General features: G+C 71.9%; 14 protein-coding genes. 5 read left to right on the top strand and 9 right to left on the bottom strand.

The features are described 5' to 3' along the window. Positions 1-110: 110 nt before the first annotated feature. Both AQJ64_RS32135 and AQJ64_RS32130 read left to right on the top strand, forming a co-directional pair. Complete coding sequence (locus tag AQJ64_RS32135) at positions 111-2,624, top strand: DEAD/DEAH box helicase (RefSeq protein ID WP_055635072.1); 2,514 nt, start codon at positions 111-113, stop codon at positions 2,622-2,624. Positions 2,625-2,655: 31 nt separating this feature from the next. Beyond that, positions 2,656-3,522: an acyl-CoA thioesterase gene (locus AQJ64_RS32130; RefSeq protein WP_055635071.1), complete on the top strand. Its 867-nt coding sequence runs from the start codon at positions 2,656-2,658 to the stop codon at positions 3,520-3,522. A 10-nt stretch (positions 3,523-3,532) separates the two neighbouring features. On the opposite strand, the gene AQJ64_RS32125 is transcribed toward AQJ64_RS32130, so the two are convergent. Then, positions 3,533-4,402 (bottom strand): DUF6397 family protein, encoded by an 870-nt coding sequence (locus AQJ64_RS32125; RefSeq protein WP_055635070.1) that lies wholly within the window; start codon positions 4,400-4,402, stop codon positions 3,533-3,535. A 129-nt stretch (positions 4,403-4,531) separates the two neighbouring features. Continuing rightward, positions 4,532-4,945: a roadblock/LC7 domain-containing protein gene (locus AQJ64_RS32120; protein ID WP_055635069.1), complete on the bottom strand. Its 414-nt coding sequence runs from the start codon at positions 4,943-4,945 to the stop codon at positions 4,532-4,534. A 119-nt stretch (positions 4,946-5,064) separates the two neighbouring features. Here AQJ64_RS32120 and AQJ64_RS32115 point away from each other — a divergent pair, with 119 nt between their 5' ends. Continuing rightward, a complete protein-coding gene (locus tag AQJ64_RS32115; RefSeq protein WP_055635068.1) occupies positions 5,065-5,493 on the top strand; it encodes a PPOX class F420-dependent oxidoreductase in 429 nt (142 codons plus the stop codon). Between the two features lie 11 nt (positions 5,494-5,504). Here AQJ64_RS32115 and AQJ64_RS32110 read toward each other — a convergent pair whose 3' ends face one another. The 5 genes from AQJ64_RS32110 to AQJ64_RS32090 form a co-directional block, all read right to left on the bottom strand. Beyond that, the gene (locus tag AQJ64_RS32110; RefSeq protein WP_055635067.1) at positions 5,505-6,110 is read right to left on the bottom strand and encodes a GTP-binding protein; all 606 of its coding nucleotides are present in this window, start codon (positions 6,108-6,110) and stop codon (positions 5,505-5,507) included. A gap of 220 nt (positions 6,111-6,330) precedes the next feature. Next, positions 6,331-6,741, bottom strand: a complete 411-nt coding sequence (locus AQJ64_RS32105) for a DUF742 domain-containing protein (RefSeq protein WP_055635066.1) — start codon at positions 6,739-6,741, stop codon at positions 6,331-6,333. A gap of 22 nt (positions 6,742-6,763) precedes the next feature. Further along, positions 6,764-7,201, bottom strand: coding sequence for a roadblock/LC7 domain-containing protein (locus tag AQJ64_RS32100; protein ID WP_055635065.1), 438 nt, complete (start codon positions 7,199-7,201; stop codon positions 6,764-6,766). After that, a complete protein-coding gene (locus AQJ64_RS32095; protein ID WP_059203217.1) occupies positions 7,198-9,723 on the bottom strand; it encodes a nitrate- and nitrite sensing domain-containing protein in 2,526 nt (841 codons plus the stop codon). Before AQJ64_RS32095 ends, AQJ64_RS32100 begins: the two co-directional genes overlap by 4 nt. Before the next feature lie 71 nt (positions 9,724-9,794). After that, complete coding sequence (locus AQJ64_RS32090) at positions 9,795-10,589, bottom strand: MHYT domain-containing protein (RefSeq protein WP_055633634.1); 795 nt, start codon at positions 10,587-10,589, stop codon at positions 9,795-9,797. Positions 10,590-10,741: 152 nt separating this feature from the next. On the opposite strand from AQJ64_RS32090, the gene AQJ64_RS32085 reads away from it, so the two are divergent. Next, a complete protein-coding gene (locus AQJ64_RS32085; protein ID WP_055633641.1) occupies positions 10,742-11,341 on the top strand; it encodes a class I SAM-dependent methyltransferase in 600 nt (199 codons plus the stop codon). A gap of 4 nt (positions 11,342-11,345) precedes the next feature. On the opposite strand, the gene AQJ64_RS32080 is transcribed toward AQJ64_RS32085, so the two are convergent. Further along, complete coding sequence (locus AQJ64_RS32080; RefSeq protein ID WP_055633635.1) at positions 11,346-12,104, bottom strand: alpha/beta fold hydrolase; 759 nt, start codon at positions 12,102-12,104, stop codon at positions 11,346-11,348. A gap of 90 nt (positions 12,105-12,194) precedes the next feature. Between AQJ64_RS32080 and AQJ64_RS32075 the strand changes: the two genes are divergently transcribed. Further along, complete coding sequence (locus AQJ64_RS32075) at positions 12,195-12,719, top strand: PadR family transcriptional regulator (RefSeq protein WP_055633636.1); 525 nt, start codon at positions 12,195-12,197, stop codon at positions 12,717-12,719. Here AQJ64_RS32075 and AQJ64_RS32070 read toward each other — a convergent pair. Further along, entirely contained in the window at positions 12,705-13,604 is a 900-nt protein-coding gene (locus tag AQJ64_RS32070; RefSeq protein ID WP_055633637.1) for an oxygenase MpaB family protein, read from the bottom strand. The two genes, AQJ64_RS32075 and AQJ64_RS32070, sit on opposite strands and share 15 nt — an antisense overlap. Between the last annotated feature and the right edge of the window lie 27 nt (positions 13,605-13,631).

Genomic DNA, 13,631 nt, shown 5'->3' with positions numbered 1-13,631 from the left:
CCAGTTGACCGGGTGCGATGACGCGCCGTCGGCGACACAGCGTAGCGGCCGTGATCTTCGGACCGGCAGCCGATTCCCCCATCGGGCTCGCGGGCAGGCAAGATGGGGTCGTGACCCTCATCGATCAGTTGCCGCCGACCGCAGATCCCGACGCCCTGTACGAAGCCTTCGAGTCCTGGGCCCAGGAGCGCGGTCTGACGCTCTACCCCCACCAGGAGGAGGCGCTGATCGAGGTGGTCTCCGGGGCGAACGTGATCGTGTCGACGCCGACCGGCTCCGGCAAGAGCATGATCGCCGCGGCAGCGCACTTCGCGGCACTGGCCCGGGACGAGGTCACCTTCTACACCGCGCCGATCAAGGCACTGGTGTCGGAGAAGTTCTTCGAGCTGTGCAAGATCTTCGGCACGGAGAACGTGGGCATGCTGACCGGCGACGCGTCGGTCAACTCCGACGCCCCGGTCATCTGCTGCACCGCCGAGGTGCTCGCCTCGATCGCCCTGCGCGACGGCAAGCACGCGGACGTGGGCCAGGTGGTGATGGACGAGTTCCATTTCTACGCCGAGGGCGACCGCGGCTGGGCCTGGCAGATCCCCATCCTGGAGCTGCCGCAGGCGCAGTTCGTCCTCATGTCGGCGACCCTCGGCGACGTGTCCTTCTTCGAGAAGGACCTCGCCCGCCGCACCGGCCGCCCCACCGCGGTGGTCCGCTCGGCGACCCGGCCGGTGCCGCTGTCGTACGAATACCGCTACACCCCGCTGACGGAGACGCTGACCGACCTGCTGGAGACGAGGCAGGCGCCCGTCTACATCGTGCACTTCACCCAGGCGCAGGCGGTGGAACGGGCGCAGGCGCTGATGAGCATCAACATGTGCTCGAAGGAGGAGAAGGAACAGATCGCCGATCTGATCGGCAATTTCCGCTTCACCACCAAGTTCGGACAGAACCTCTCCCGTTACGTACGGCACGGCATCGGCGTCCACCACGCCGGCATGCTGCCCAAGTACCGGCGGCTGGTGGAGAAGCTCGCCCAGGCCGGTCTGCTGAAGGTCATCTGCGGCACGGACACGCTCGGCGTCGGTGTCAACGTGCCGATCCGTACCGTGCTGTTCACGGCGCTGACCAAGTACGACGGCAACCGGGTGCGCACCCTGCGGGCGCGTGAGTTCCACCAGATCGCCGGCCGGGCCGGGCGGGCCGGCTTCGACACGGCGGGCTTCGTGGTGGCGCAGGCGCCCGAGCACGTCATCGAGAACGAGAAGGCGCTCGCCAAGGCGGGCGACGACCCGAAGAAGCGCCGCAAGGTGGTCCGCAAGAAGGCGCCGGAGGGCTTCGTCGGCTGGACGGAGAACACGTTCGACAAGCTGATCGAGTCGGAGCCGGAGCCGCTGACGTCCCGGTTCCGGGTGACGCACACGATGCTGCTGTCGGTGATCGCCCGGCCGGGCAACGCCTTCGAGGCGATGCGTCATCTGCTGGAGGACAACCACGAGCCGCGGCGCCAGCAGCTGCGGCACATCCGGCGCGCGATCGCGATCTACCGTTCGCTGCTGGACGGCGGGATCGTCGAGAAGCTCGACGAGCCGGACGCCACCGGCCGGATCGTCCGCCTGACCGTGGACCTCCAGCAGGACTTCGCGCTGAACCAGCCGCTGTCCACCTTCGCGTTGGCCGCGTTCGAACTGCTCGACCCCGAGTCGCCGTCGTACGCCCTGGACATGGTCTCCGTCGTGGAGTCCACCCTGGACGACCCCCGGCAGATCCTGGCCGCCCAGCAGAACAAGGCGCGCGGCGAGGCCGTGGCCGCGATGAAGGCGGACGGTGTCGAGTACGAGGAGCGCATGGCGCGGCTCCAGGACATCACGTACCCGAAGCCCCTCGAGGAACTGCTGTTCCACGCCTACAACACGTACCGCAAGAGCCACCCGTGGGTCGGCGACCACCCGCTGTCGCCCAAGTCCGTCATCCGTGACATGTACGAGCGGGCCCAGTCCTTCACGGAGCTGGTGTCCCACTACGAGCTGGCCCGCACCGAGGGCATCGTGCTGCGCTACCTGGCGAGCGCCTACAAGGCCCTCGACCACACCGTCCCCGACGACCTCAAGTCGGAGGACCTTCAGGATCTGATCGAGTGGCTGGGCGAGATGGTGCGCCAGGTCGACTCCAGTCTGCTGGACGAGTGGGAGCAGCTCGCCAACCCGGAGGAGATGACCGCGGAGGAGGCCCAGGAGAAGGCCGACGAGGTCAAGCCGGTCACCGCCAACGCGCGGGCCTTCCGGGTCCTCGTGCGCAACGCCCTGTTCCGGCGGGTCGAGCTGGCGGCTCTCGACCATGTCGAGGAGCTGGGCGAGATGGACGCCGAGTCCGGCTGGGACGCCGATGCGTGGGGCGAGGCGATGGACAAGTACTGGGACGAGTACGACGACCTGGGCACCGGCCCGGACGCGCGCGGTCCCAAGCTGCTGGTGATCCAGGAGGAGCCGCAGAACGCTCTGTGGCGGGTCCGCCAGATCTTCGACGACCCGAACGACGACCACGACTGGGGCATCAGCGCGGAGATCGACCTCACGGCCTCCGACGCGGAGGGCCGGGCGGTCGTCCGTGTCACGGACGTGGGCCAACTGTGAGAACAGCGCGAGGCACAGGAGAAGCGCACCGATGACGAACCCCGCCGAGAGGCTCGTCGACCTGCTCGACCTGGAGCAGATCGAGGTCAACATCTTCCGCGGCCGCAGTCCGCAGGAGTCCCTGCAGCGGGTCTTCGGCGGACAGGTGGCCGGCCAGGCGCTGGTCGCGGCCGGCCGGACCACCGACGGCGACCGGCCCGTGCACTCGCTGCACGCGTACTTCCTGCGCCCGGGACGGCCGGGTGTGCCGATCGTGTACCAGGTCGAGCGGGTGCGGGACGGGCGGTCGTTCACCACGCGCCGGGTCACCGCCGTGCAGCAGGGCCGCACGATCTTCAATCTCACCGCCTCCTTTCACAAGCCTGAGGAAGGTCCCTTCGAGCACCAGCTGCCGCCGGCCCGTGAGGTACCGGACCCGGAGTCCCTGCCGACGGTCACGGAGGAGATCCGGCAGCATCTGGGCTCGCTGCCCGATCAGTTGGAGCGGATGGCGCGCCGTCAGCCCTTCGACATCCGGTACGCGGACCGGCTGCGCTGGAGTGCCGAGGACGTCAAGGACGCCGAGCCGCGCAGCGCGGTGTGGATGCGCGCGGTGGGGCCGCTGGGCGACGATCCGCTGGTGCACACCTGCGCGCTGACGTACGCCAGCGACATGACGCTCCTGGACGCCGTCCGCCTGCCGGTGGAACCCCTGTGGGGGCAGCGGAACTTCGACATGGCGTCGCTGGACCACGCGATGTGGTTCCACCGGCCGTTCCGCGCGGACGAGTGGTTCCTGTACGACCAGGAGTCACCGATCGCCACCGGCGGGCGCGGCCTGGCCCGCGGGCGGATCTACGACCTTCAGGGGCGCCTGCTGGTGTCGGTCGTCCAGGAAGGACTGTTCCGGAAGCTGTAGCGCCTGCGTGTCAGGAGCTTCTGCGGCGCAGGAGGCTCAGCAGGCCGCGCGGCGCGCACCGGGGGCGCGGTGGCGTCCGTGGTTCCTCCGCCGGGAGTGAAGGTGCCGGGCGCGGCGCGGGCCGGTGTGCGCGGGCTTCGTCCAGGGTGCGGTCCAGGTCGGCCCGGAGCCAGGCGATCTCGTCCGGGTCGCCTGCCGTGACGATCTTCTCGACGAGGTGCGCGGCCGGGCTGCCCGGGGCGCCGTGGGCGGGTGGTCCGGGCCGGAACCGGTCCAGGTGGGTGCGCTCGTAGGGATCTTCCACGATCTCCGCGATCTGGAGGGGGTCGAGGAACGCGGCCAGGGCTCCGGCCCGTTGCCAGGGGTCGTCGCACTGCCGGAGCAGGAAGCCCAGGTGACGCCCTCGCCAGTTGCGGGCCCTGAGATCGCGGCCGGCCGCCAGGTGAGCCCGCATCGACTCGGGCGTCCGGCCCTTGAGCAGAAATGCGTTGTGCTTGTCGGCGGTGAACTGCTCCAGCTCCTCGGCCAGATACAGCCAGACGACGGCCCGATAGCGGTTCAGGTAGAACTTCACCGGCACGACGAGTCCCAGCCGGGCGAGGCGGGTGAACCGGGAGGCCGGTACCTGCATGAGGGCGGCCGCCTCGCCCGTGCCGACGACCCGCACGTGCCGGCGCAGTTCCTCCGTGGCACCGAGCAGCCGGCCGAGCTCGCTGCGGGGCACCGCGCGGCGGCCCCTTCCGCCTTCGTCGGGGACGGTCCTGATACGCCCCAGGTGCACAGCGAGGTCGAACTCACTCCGTTTCAGGCCGAGTTCCCGAGCCGCGCGGCTCGGGGCGCATGACGGGGCCTGCTGTGGAACGGCGGTGCTTGCGGACATGTTCGGTCTCCCCCGTGGAGTACGACGGCCCCCGCACGGTCCGCGGTGGCCTCGGAAAAACCGTAGCCGGAAGCGCGGATCTCGTGGCGGGCCTGTGGATAACTCCACGGGAGCCGAGAAAAGTGCAGGTCAGAGCTCTTCCAGTGGGGCCCGGTCGGGCTGCCGGGCGTCCACGGTGAGGTGCTCGCCGACCCGGCTGACGAGCAGCGTCATCTCGTAGGCGATCTGGCCCATGTCGGCCTGCGCACCGCTGAGCACGCACAGACAGCTGCCGGAGCCGGCCGCGGTGACGAAGAGCAGCGCCTCATCGAACTCGATCATGGTCTGGCGTACCTGGCCCGCGCCGAAGTGGCGTCCGGATCCCTTGGCCAGGCTGTGCAGACCGGACGAGACCGCGGCGAGGTGCTCGGCGTCCTCGCGGCGCAGTCCGGTGCTCGCGCCCGCCACCAGTCCGTCGTTGGACAGGACCAGCGCATGGCGGACGTGGTCGACGCGCTCGGTCAGGTCGTCCAGCAGCCAGCCCAGCCCCTGGTTCTGCGCCATGTCTCCGTCTCCCCGCGTGTCGTTCCCCGTGAGATTCCCCCGTGTCTCCTCCGCCTCGCCGGAGGAAACGCCCGCCAGCCTTCCCCAGGAACGGGCGCCGGAGCAAGGAGGATTGCGGCATGGCGCAGAAGATGACCGACGACGAATGGCGGGCGTTCGTCTCGTACGGCACCCGCACCGGGAAACTGTCCACGGTCCGGGCCGACGGCAGTCCGCACGTGGCACCGGTGTGGTTCCTGCTCGACGGGGACGAGGTGGTGTTCAACACCGGCAAGGAGACGGTGAAGGGGCGGAACCTGGCGCGGGACGGCCGGATCGCCCTGTGCGTGGACGACGACCGGCCCCCGTTCGACTTCGTGGTGCTCCAGGGCCGGGCCCGGCTCTCGGAGGATCTCGCTGAGGTCCGGTACTGGGCGGCTCGCATCGGGGCCCGGTACATGGGCGAGGAGCGTGCCGAGGAGTTCGGTGCCCGCAACGGTGTACCCGGCGAACTGCTGGTGCGGGTCGCGATCGACAAGGTGCTGGCGCGGAGGTCCATCGCCGGCTGACGGCTGCCCCCTCAGCTCACCGAGTCGAGCAGCCGGGCGGTGTGCATCCGTCCGGCGTACTCGACGAGCCGGATCAGCACCTCCTTCCCCGAGGCGCGGTCCCGTGCGTCGCACAGCACGACGGGGGTTCCGCCGTCGAGGTCGAGGGCGCGCGAGACGTCCTGGGCGCCGTAGGTCCGGGCGCCCGTGAAGCAGTTGACGGCGACGACGAAGGGGATGTGCCGGTGCTCGAAGTAGTCGACGGCGGGGAAACAGTCCTCGAGGCGCCGGGTGTCGGCCAGGACGACAGCGCCCAGCGCTCCTTGTGACAACTCGTCCCACAGGAACCAGAAGCGGTCCTGGCCGGGGGTGCCGAACAGGTACAGGGAGAGGCCGGAGCGGATGGTGATCCGGCCGAAGTCCATGGCGACGGTCGTGGTGACCTTCTGGTCCACTCCGTCGGTGTCGTCCACCCACTGGCCCGCTTCGCTCAGCAGTTCCTCGGTGCGCAGCGGTTTGATCTCGCTGACCGCGCCCACCAGGGTGGTCTTGCCGACGCCGAACCCGCCGGCGACCAGAATCTTCAACGCCAGGGGGGCCGTCTCGCCACCTGTGGCATCGGAGTGCTCGGAGACCATGGATCACTTCTCTCGGGAGAGGACGGCTGCGGTGCAGGTGTGCGAAGTCAGCATCATGACAACTGGGGCCCCTTTCCGAGGGGTTCGACCGTAATCTGCACCATCTGACCGTCCTCTGCGCGTTCGCGGTCCGAAGGTGTGCGTGAGCCGGTGCCAGGCGGGTCCGTTCTGCGCCCGGGTCGGCTCGGGTGTGCGCCCACAGGTGCGGCGGCCGCCCGGTCTACAGGGCCCGCAGCCCCTCGATGACCTCGCGGAGGATGCGTTCGTCGGGCAGGTGCGCGGGCGGGACCGGCCGGCTGACGGTGACGCGGCCGAGTTCCAGGAGGTCGCCGAGAAGGACCCGGACCACCCCCACGGGCAGGTCCGCGCCCGCCGCGAGTTCGGCGACCGACTGCGTCTCCGTGCGGCACAGGTCGATGAGCGCCCGATGCTCGGGCCCGAGTGCCGGGCCGTCCGCGTCGGGCGCGCCCGGGTCCAGGGTGACCAGGGCGATCAGATCGAAACGCACCCCGGTGGGGCCCGGCTTGGTGCGGCCGCCTGTCATGGCGTACGGGCGCACCAAGGGTCCGGCCTCGTTGTCGTACCACTGGCTGCCCGGCTCGCGCGGGACGCCGGTCATGTCCTCGGTCATGTCGGCCGGTCGCTCTCTCGTCTCATCCGGCGGCGGGCGGCCGTGCGCCGAGGCGCGGGCCGGTGAAGAGGTGTTCGCCGACCCGTTTGACCAGCCGCGCCATCTCGTAGGCGACCAGGCCGATGTCGGCGGTGACGGCGGTGAGAAGCGCGAGGCAGGAGCCGTCTCCCGCGGCGGCCACGAACAGGAAGCCGTCGTCCATCTCCACCATGGTCTGCCGGACGCCACCGGCGCCGAAGTGGCGGCCGGCGCCTTTGGCGAGGCTGTGGAAGCCGGAGGCGACGGCCGCGAGGTGTTCGGCGTCCTCGCGGCGGAGGTCGGTGGAGGCGCCGACGGCGAGGCCGTCGTTGGACAGCACCACGGCGTGCCGTACCTCGCTGACGCGCATCACCAAGTCGTCCAGCAGCCAGTCGAGTTCGCCGGACCGCTGGGCCGGCCTCGTGCTCGGGTCCTGGATCATGCGGGGTCTCCTTCGCTGCTGTCGCTGCCCCGTGCGGGATGCGGGGCGGCGCCCCGGCCGGGTTGCCTGCCGCCGCCGCGTGCCCAGCCGGCCCGGTAGGCGGCCATCCGGTCCCTTACGAGTTCGGGGGTGCGCCCGTCGTCGCGCGGGCGGGTCTCCCGAGGCGGTTCCTCGGGGAGCGACCTGCGCAGTTGGGGGGCGAGGTGCGCCTGCCGGACCCGGCGCGGGAGGTCGTCCGATCCGTCGGCGTCGTCCGGGGGGCGATGCAGACGCAAGGCGGTGACTCCGGGGGGCGGGGGGTCGGCGGCGGCCGGTTCGGCGGCGGCGCGGACCGGGGCGGCCAGGGCCGGCCGGTCGGCGGGCGCGGGGACGGCTTCCGGTGCGGGCGTCGGCCGGTCGGGGGCGGGCACGCGCGCGTACGCGCGGGCCGTGGACTGCTCGGCCTCCACCGCCTCCAGGGCGGAACGTTCCGGCTTCCCGCCGTGCAGCAGCGCCGTCGGCAGGAGGACGACCGCGGTGGTGCCGCCGTAGGGCGAGGTCCGCAGATGCACCTTGACGCCGTGGCGCGCGGAGAGCCTGCTGACGACGAACAGACCGAGGCGGTCGCTGTCGAACAGGTCGAGCGCCTCGGACTGCGCGATGCGCCGGTTGGCCTCCGCGAGGGTCTCCTTGCCCATGCCGAGCCCGCGGTCCTCCACCTCGACGGCGTAGCCGTTGCCGACGGGCTCGCCCGTGACGCGCACGCGCGTGTGCGGCGGTGAGAACTGGGCGGCGTTCTCGACGAGTTCGGCGAGCAGATGGGTGAGGTCCGCGACGGCGGCGCCGACGACGGAGGTCTCGGGAAGCTGCCGTACCTCCACGCGCGCGTAGTCCTCGACCTCGGAGACCGCGGCGCGGACCACGTTGGTCAGGGAGACCGGCAGGCGCCAGGCCCGGCCGGGGGCCGCTCCGGAGAGGATGATCAGGCTCTCGGCGTGGCGCCGCATGCGGGTGGTGAGGTGGTCGAGCCGGAAGAGGTCGCTCAGCTCGTCGGGGTCGTCGGAGCGGCGCTCCATGCTGTCGAGGAGGCTCAGCTGGCGGTGGACGAGGACCTGGCTGCGGCGGGCGAGGTTGACGAACACCCCGGAGATGCCGCTGGCGAGTTCGGCGCGCTCCACCGCCGCCCGCAGCGCGGCCCGGTGCACCGTGGTCAGGGCCTCGGCGACCTGGCCGGTCTCGTCCTCGGCGGCCGGCCCGGGCGGCGCCTCGGCGCGGATGTCGATCTCGTCCCCGGCGCGGAGTCTGCGCATGGCCTCGGGGAGTTTGCGCCGGGCGATCTCCAGGGCGCTGTTGCGCAGGCTGACGAGTTCCACGACGAGTCCGCGTCCGATGCGTACGGAGATCACGAGCGACGCGACGACGGCGGCGAGCCCGAAGAGGACCGCGGCGCCCGCGGGGGTGAGTGCTCCGCGGGTGAACGGGTCGGCGCGGTCCGCGACGTCGCGTCCGGCGGCCGACTCGATTCCGCGCAGGTCGTCCCGCACCCGCGCGTGGGCCTTGTCCCAGGTGGCCCCCGGAGCGGCCGAAAGCGCTTTCGCGCCCGATCCGCCCGCGAGCACGTGGTCCTCGGTGGCGGCCAGGGCCGCATAGGCGCTGCCCGCGGCGAGGCGCTGCCAGGCGGTGCGTTCAGGTCCGCGCAGGTCGGCGACGGCCGACGCGGCCAAGGTACGACGGGTGGCGACGGCGCCGGTGAACAGCCGCAGTCGCTCGCCGTCCAGGCGGCCTGCCAGGCGGGCGCTCGCGAGGACGGCGTCCTCCTGGGCCAGCGCCTCGCCCGCGCGGGAGAACTCGAGCAGCACGCGCGCGTCGGAGCCGAGTTCGGCGTCCTGGATGCCGGAGAGCGCCCCGTCGACCTGGAAGGCCGCCGAAAGGGTGGTGGTGTACCGGTCGTAGGCCTCCCGCCAGTCGGCACCGCCGTCGAGCACGGCGGTCCGCAGCGCGCTCAGGCCCTCGGCTCCGGAGACGAAGGTCTCGAGCCGCTGGGCGACTCCGGCCGGCAGGTCCTGGCCGTCGGCCACGGTGCTGTGGTCGCCCAGGCGGAGCCGGGCCACGGCCGCGTCCGTGCGCTCCGCGAGCCTCCTGAGGTCGTCGTCCCGCCCGGCGGCGGGTTCGGTCGCGTACCGGACGGCGGCCGCCCGCTCGTTCTGCAGGGCGGCCACCGCCGCCGCGACGGGCGTACGGACCTGGGAGTCCACCCGCTGCAACTGGCGCAGCCGGGAGATGTCCTGGGCGGTGCTGACGGTGGCGTACGCCCACAGGGCCAGCAGGGAGACGACCGGCACCATCAGCAGGCAGACGATCTTGGCCCGTACGGTGCGCGGCCGCAGGTGCCGACGTCCCGCGCGCGGGGGCGCCGCGCCGGCCGGCGTGCCCGGCTGTTCGTCCGGGCCCTCGTCGGCGGGCGGCCCGGCGTGGGCGCGCCGCCCGCGCACCGGGGGCGGCGCCTCGGCGCCGGCGGTGGGGGTCCTACGGGGTGTACGCATGGCCTCCTCGCTCGGAAGAAGTTCGGGGGGCGTGCCGTCCGGAACGGCTCGGGGCGTGCGGTCCGGAACGGTCACACGGTCCGGGCCGGCCCGTGTACGGCACCGCTCTCCACCGGCTGCTGGGCAGAGGCGGATGCCTCGCGCTCCCCCGTGGTGGGCGACAGCGCGACGAAGGCCGAGGTCAGGAAGAGATAGGACCCGAGGCCGACGGCGAGGGGGAAGATGAACTGCATCGCCGTGGCCCCGGGCAGCACCGCACCGGACGGTGTGACGTGCACCCTCACCGCGAACATGCCGGTGTAGTGCATGCTGCTGACCGCCGCGCCCATCACCAGCGAGGCGACGGTGACCGCGATCGGCGACTTGATGTTGAGCGCCGCCCACAGGGCCGCGGTCGCGGCGACGACGGCGATCAGGACGGAGACCGCGACGCGCGTCGGATCGTAGGAGACGTCGCCGTGCAGTCGGACCGCGGCCATGCCCAGGTAGTGCATGCTCGCCACGCCGACACCGGTGGTGAGCCCGCCGATCAGCAGCGCGCGCGTGCGGTCACGGCCGTAGCCGACGGCGAAGACACCGGCGCAGACGACGACCATGGCGACGAGGAGGCTGAGCACGGTCAGCGGAACGTCGTAGCGGATGTCGGTGCCGCTGACGGCGAAGCCGAGCATGGCCACGAAGTGCATGGTCCAGATGCCGGTGCCGATCGCGGAGGCGGCGGTGATCAGCCAGTTGCGGCGTGAGCGCCCGGTGGCACCGAGGGCGCGCACGGTGCAGCGCAGCCCGAGGGCGGCGCCTATGCAGGCCATCACGTACGACAGTACGGGGGTCAGCCAGCCGAAGGCGGCGTGGTCCAGGTGTCCCATGGCCAGGGGACGCTAGTGGGGGCACGGGTGCACGAAGGGGGCGCATTTCGAAAGGTGTCGGAATATGACGCGTAAGTGCGCCGGACCGATCGCCGCATGCTCGAACGTGTGCACAGCGATGTCCTCCATGACGGTGAGGGATCATGCGGACCATGAGCGACGACCACACACATGTCCAGGAGTTCTTCACCGCGCGGGCGGCGGACTGGGACACCCGCTTCCCCGACGACGGTCCCGTCTACGCGGCAGCCGTCGCCGAGCTCGGACTGCGGGAGGGGAGCCGCGTGCTGGACGCGGGCTGCGGCACCGGGCGGGCCCTGACGCCGCTGCGCGCGGCCGTGGGGCCCTCGGGAGTGGTCGTCGGGGCGGATCTGACCCCGGCCATGCTCCAGGCCGCCGTACGGGCCGGACGCGACCGCGCGGGGCGGCTGCTGCTCGCCGACGTCGCCGCGCTCCCGCTGCGGGACGAGTCGCTCGACGCGGTGTTCGCGGCGGGGCTCGTCGCCCATCTCCCCCAGCCGGCGGAGAACCTGCGCGAGCTGGCCCGGGTGGTGCGTCCCGGCGGCGCCCTGGCGCTGTTCCATCCGATCGGACGGGCCGCCCTCGCCGCCCGCCAGGGGCGGCAGATCACACCGGAGGACCTGCGCGCGGAGCCGAACCTGCGTCCCCTGCTGGCCGGTTCCGGCTGGCGCATGACCTCGTACGTCGACGAGGACACCCGTTTCCTGGCCCTGGCCGTCCGGGAGGGCTGACGGCTCACGCGGGCGCGGCGACCGCCCTGACGAACGCGTCCGCGTCGTCGAACATGACGTTGTGCCCGGCACCCGGCACCGTCACGACGCGGACGCCCGCCTTCTCCAGGGCGTCCGCCCCGTCGAGCACACCGCTGCGTTCGCCCTGGAGGTAGACGCGGTCGACGGTGTGGAGCCCGGCCAGGATCTCGCGCATGACCGGCTCGGAGCCGCGCCGGAGCGCGACGGCGCTGCGGTACAGGGCGCGCGGATCGGCGAGGCGCATCGTCGCGGCCCACAGGGGATCCACCCGGTTGAGCACGCGCGCGTAGCCGTGGTCGAGGAACTCCTCCTCGGTGAAGGAGGCGATGGCGGCGCTGCCCGCGGTGAGCGGCGGGAAGGCGTCCAGGTTGGCCTCCGTCAGGACGAGCCGTGCGACCAGGTCGGGCCGGCGGTGCGCCAGGACGATGGCCACCGAGCCGCCCATGCTGTGGGCGACGATTTCCGCACCGCTCAGCCGTGCCGCGTCCAGTGCGGCCGCCAGGGCGTCGGCGTGGTCTGCGAGCGTGTACCCGAAGTCCTCGGGCCGGTCGCTGATGCCGTGCCCGGGAAGATCGACGAACAGGCTGCGCCGACCGGCGAGTTCGGGCCGGGCCGCCACGTGCGCGTGGTAGACCGCCGAGACCGACCCCAGTCCGTGCACGTACACGCGCGCGGGTTCGGCCCCCGCCGTCTCCGTCCACCGGACCCGGCTTCCCCTGGCGTCGAACACGGCCTGCCGCATCTCGTCCCCCTCGGCGCACCCGGCTGTCACGTCCGAGGAGACAATACATCGGTACCGATGTATTACGTCAACGAGCCATAGGATGCGAGCATGCTGGAGCTCGCCATCCTCGGCTTCCTGTACGACACCCCGCTGCACGGCTACGAGCTGCGCAAACGCCTCACGGCGCTGACGGGACACGTGCGCCCGGTGGCGGAGAGCACGCTGTACCCGGCGATCAAGCGCCTGGAGAGGTCGGGCTTCCTGACGCGCGCCACCGAGCCGGGGGCCGTGGCCGCCCCTCGGCACGTCCTGAGCCTCACCGACGAGGGCCGCAGCGAACTGCGCAGGCGACTGGCCGAGCCCGGCGAGCGCGACATCACCGACGCGAACCGCTGGTTCACGGTCCTCACGTTCCTGCGGCACCTGGACGCCCCCGTGGGGCAGGCCACCGTGCTCCGTCGCCGCCTGGACTTCCTCCAGGAGCCGACGAGCTTCTTCTACGACGGTGACCGGCCCCTGCGCGCCGAGGAACTCGACGACCCGTTCCGGCGCGGTGTGCTGACCGTCGCACGGGCCACGTCCCGGGCCGAGATCACCTGGCTGCGCGAGACCCTGGACTCACTGGGCGGCTGATTCGCCTCCGGAATGCCGTACCGGGCAGCCGCGCAGGCCGGGTACCGGGCGGGTGCCCAGATCGTCCAGGCGGTAGCCGTTCGGATAGCCCTTGATCTCCCGGTTCTGCCGCGCGTAGTGGGGTCCGCGGCGGGGCGGGAGCAGTCGCACCGCGCGTCCACGCGCGCGTACGGCCCCGCGCACCAGTGTGCGGACGGTCGGGCCCGGTGGGCTGTAGCGGAAGGCCGACAGGAGCGGCTCGTCGAGCAGGGCGAGGGTGGCGGTGCGCAGGACGGGGGCGAGCGGCCGCGGATACCAGGAGGCCATCAGGTCGAGCGTGGCGTCCGAGACCCGGCGCGCCTGCTCGTCCCAGGCGAAGTGGGCTTTCTCGTAGGCGTCGAGACAGTCCTCGAACTCCTCGTAGGTCTCGGGGATGCCCCGGATGCCCATGAGGCGGCCGAGTGTGCCGTAGTGGACGGTGGAGGCCACGATCTCGTGGCGGGACATCCGCCGCCATCCGTAGGCGTCGGTCCACCGTTTCGGCATGACGACGAAGGTGCAGAGCACGTACCGCAGGTCGTCGTTGCCGATGTCGTAACTGCGGTGCATCTGGTTGATGCGGCGCACGGCCGTCCGGCCCCGCTCGCTGTCGAAGCCGTGCTCGACGACGGCGTCGAGGAGCAGGGACGTGTCGTCGTAGCGCTTCTGGGAGCGGTCGGTGAGCTCCGCCGTCTCGGCCAGCAGCCGGCCGATGCTGGGCACCGCGTAGGTGCGGTAGAGGGCGAGTTCGAGGGCCCGGGTGAAGTCCCAGGGGAACTCGTACGCGGCGGTGAGCCGGTAGATCTCGTAGGCGTCCCGGTACGGGTCCATGCGCCGAATCTGTCCGAGCCGCTCGAATCGCTTCACCGGGTTCCCTTTCCGCCGCCGTGACTC

Origin of the sequence: Streptomyces griseoruber (assembly GCF_001514205.1) — a bacterium.
Classification (GTDB): Bacteria; Actinomycetota; Actinomycetes; order Streptomycetales; family Streptomycetaceae; genus Streptomyces; species Streptomyces griseoruber.
Note: the sequence above shows the minus strand (reverse complement) of the source record. Positions and strands in the feature narration are given on the sequence as shown.

What these genes read in the sequence shown, in the direction of transcription:
- AQJ64_RS32130 (WP_055635071.1), top strand. Translation starts at nt 2,656, where the DNA reads ATGACGAACCCCGCCGAGAGGCTCGTCGACCTGCTCGACCTGGAGCAG.
- AQJ64_RS32125 (WP_055635070.1), bottom strand. Translation starts at nt 4,402, where the DNA reads ATGTCCGCAAGCACCGCCGTTCCACAGCAGGCCCCGTCATGCGCCCCG.
- AQJ64_RS32120 (WP_055635069.1), bottom strand. Translation starts at nt 4,945, where the DNA reads ATGGCGCAGAACCAGGGGCTGGGCTGGCTGCTGGACGACCTGACCGAG.
- AQJ64_RS32115 (WP_055635068.1), top strand. Translation starts at nt 5,065, where the DNA reads ATGGCGCAGAAGATGACCGACGACGAATGGCGGGCGTTCGTCTCGTAC.
- AQJ64_RS32110 (WP_055635067.1), bottom strand. Translation starts at nt 6,110, where the DNA reads ATGGTCTCCGAGCACTCCGATGCCACAGGTGGCGAGACGGCCCCCCTG.
- AQJ64_RS32105 (WP_055635066.1), bottom strand. Translation starts at nt 6,741, where the DNA reads ATGACCGAGGACATGACCGGCGTCCCGCGCGAGCCGGGCAGCCAGTGG.
- AQJ64_RS32100 (WP_055635065.1), bottom strand. Translation starts at nt 7,201, where the DNA reads ATGATCCAGGACCCGAGCACGAGGCCGGCCCAGCGGTCCGGCGAACTC.
- AQJ64_RS32095 (WP_059203217.1), bottom strand. Translation starts at nt 9,723, where the DNA reads ATGCGTACACCCCGTAGGACCCCCACCGCCGGCGCCGAGGCGCCGCCC.
- AQJ64_RS32090 (WP_055633634.1), bottom strand. Translation starts at nt 10,589, where the DNA reads ATGGGACACCTGGACCACGCCGCCTTCGGCTGGCTGACCCCCGTACTG.
- AQJ64_RS32085 (WP_055633641.1), top strand. Translation starts at nt 10,742, where the DNA reads ATGAGCGACGACCACACACATGTCCAGGAGTTCTTCACCGCGCGGGCG.
- AQJ64_RS32080 (WP_055633635.1), bottom strand. Translation starts at nt 12,104, where the DNA reads ATGCGGCAGGCCGTGTTCGACGCCAGGGGAAGCCGGGTCCGGTGGACG.
- AQJ64_RS32075 (WP_055633636.1), top strand. Translation starts at nt 12,195, where the DNA reads ATGCTGGAGCTCGCCATCCTCGGCTTCCTGTACGACACCCCGCTGCAC.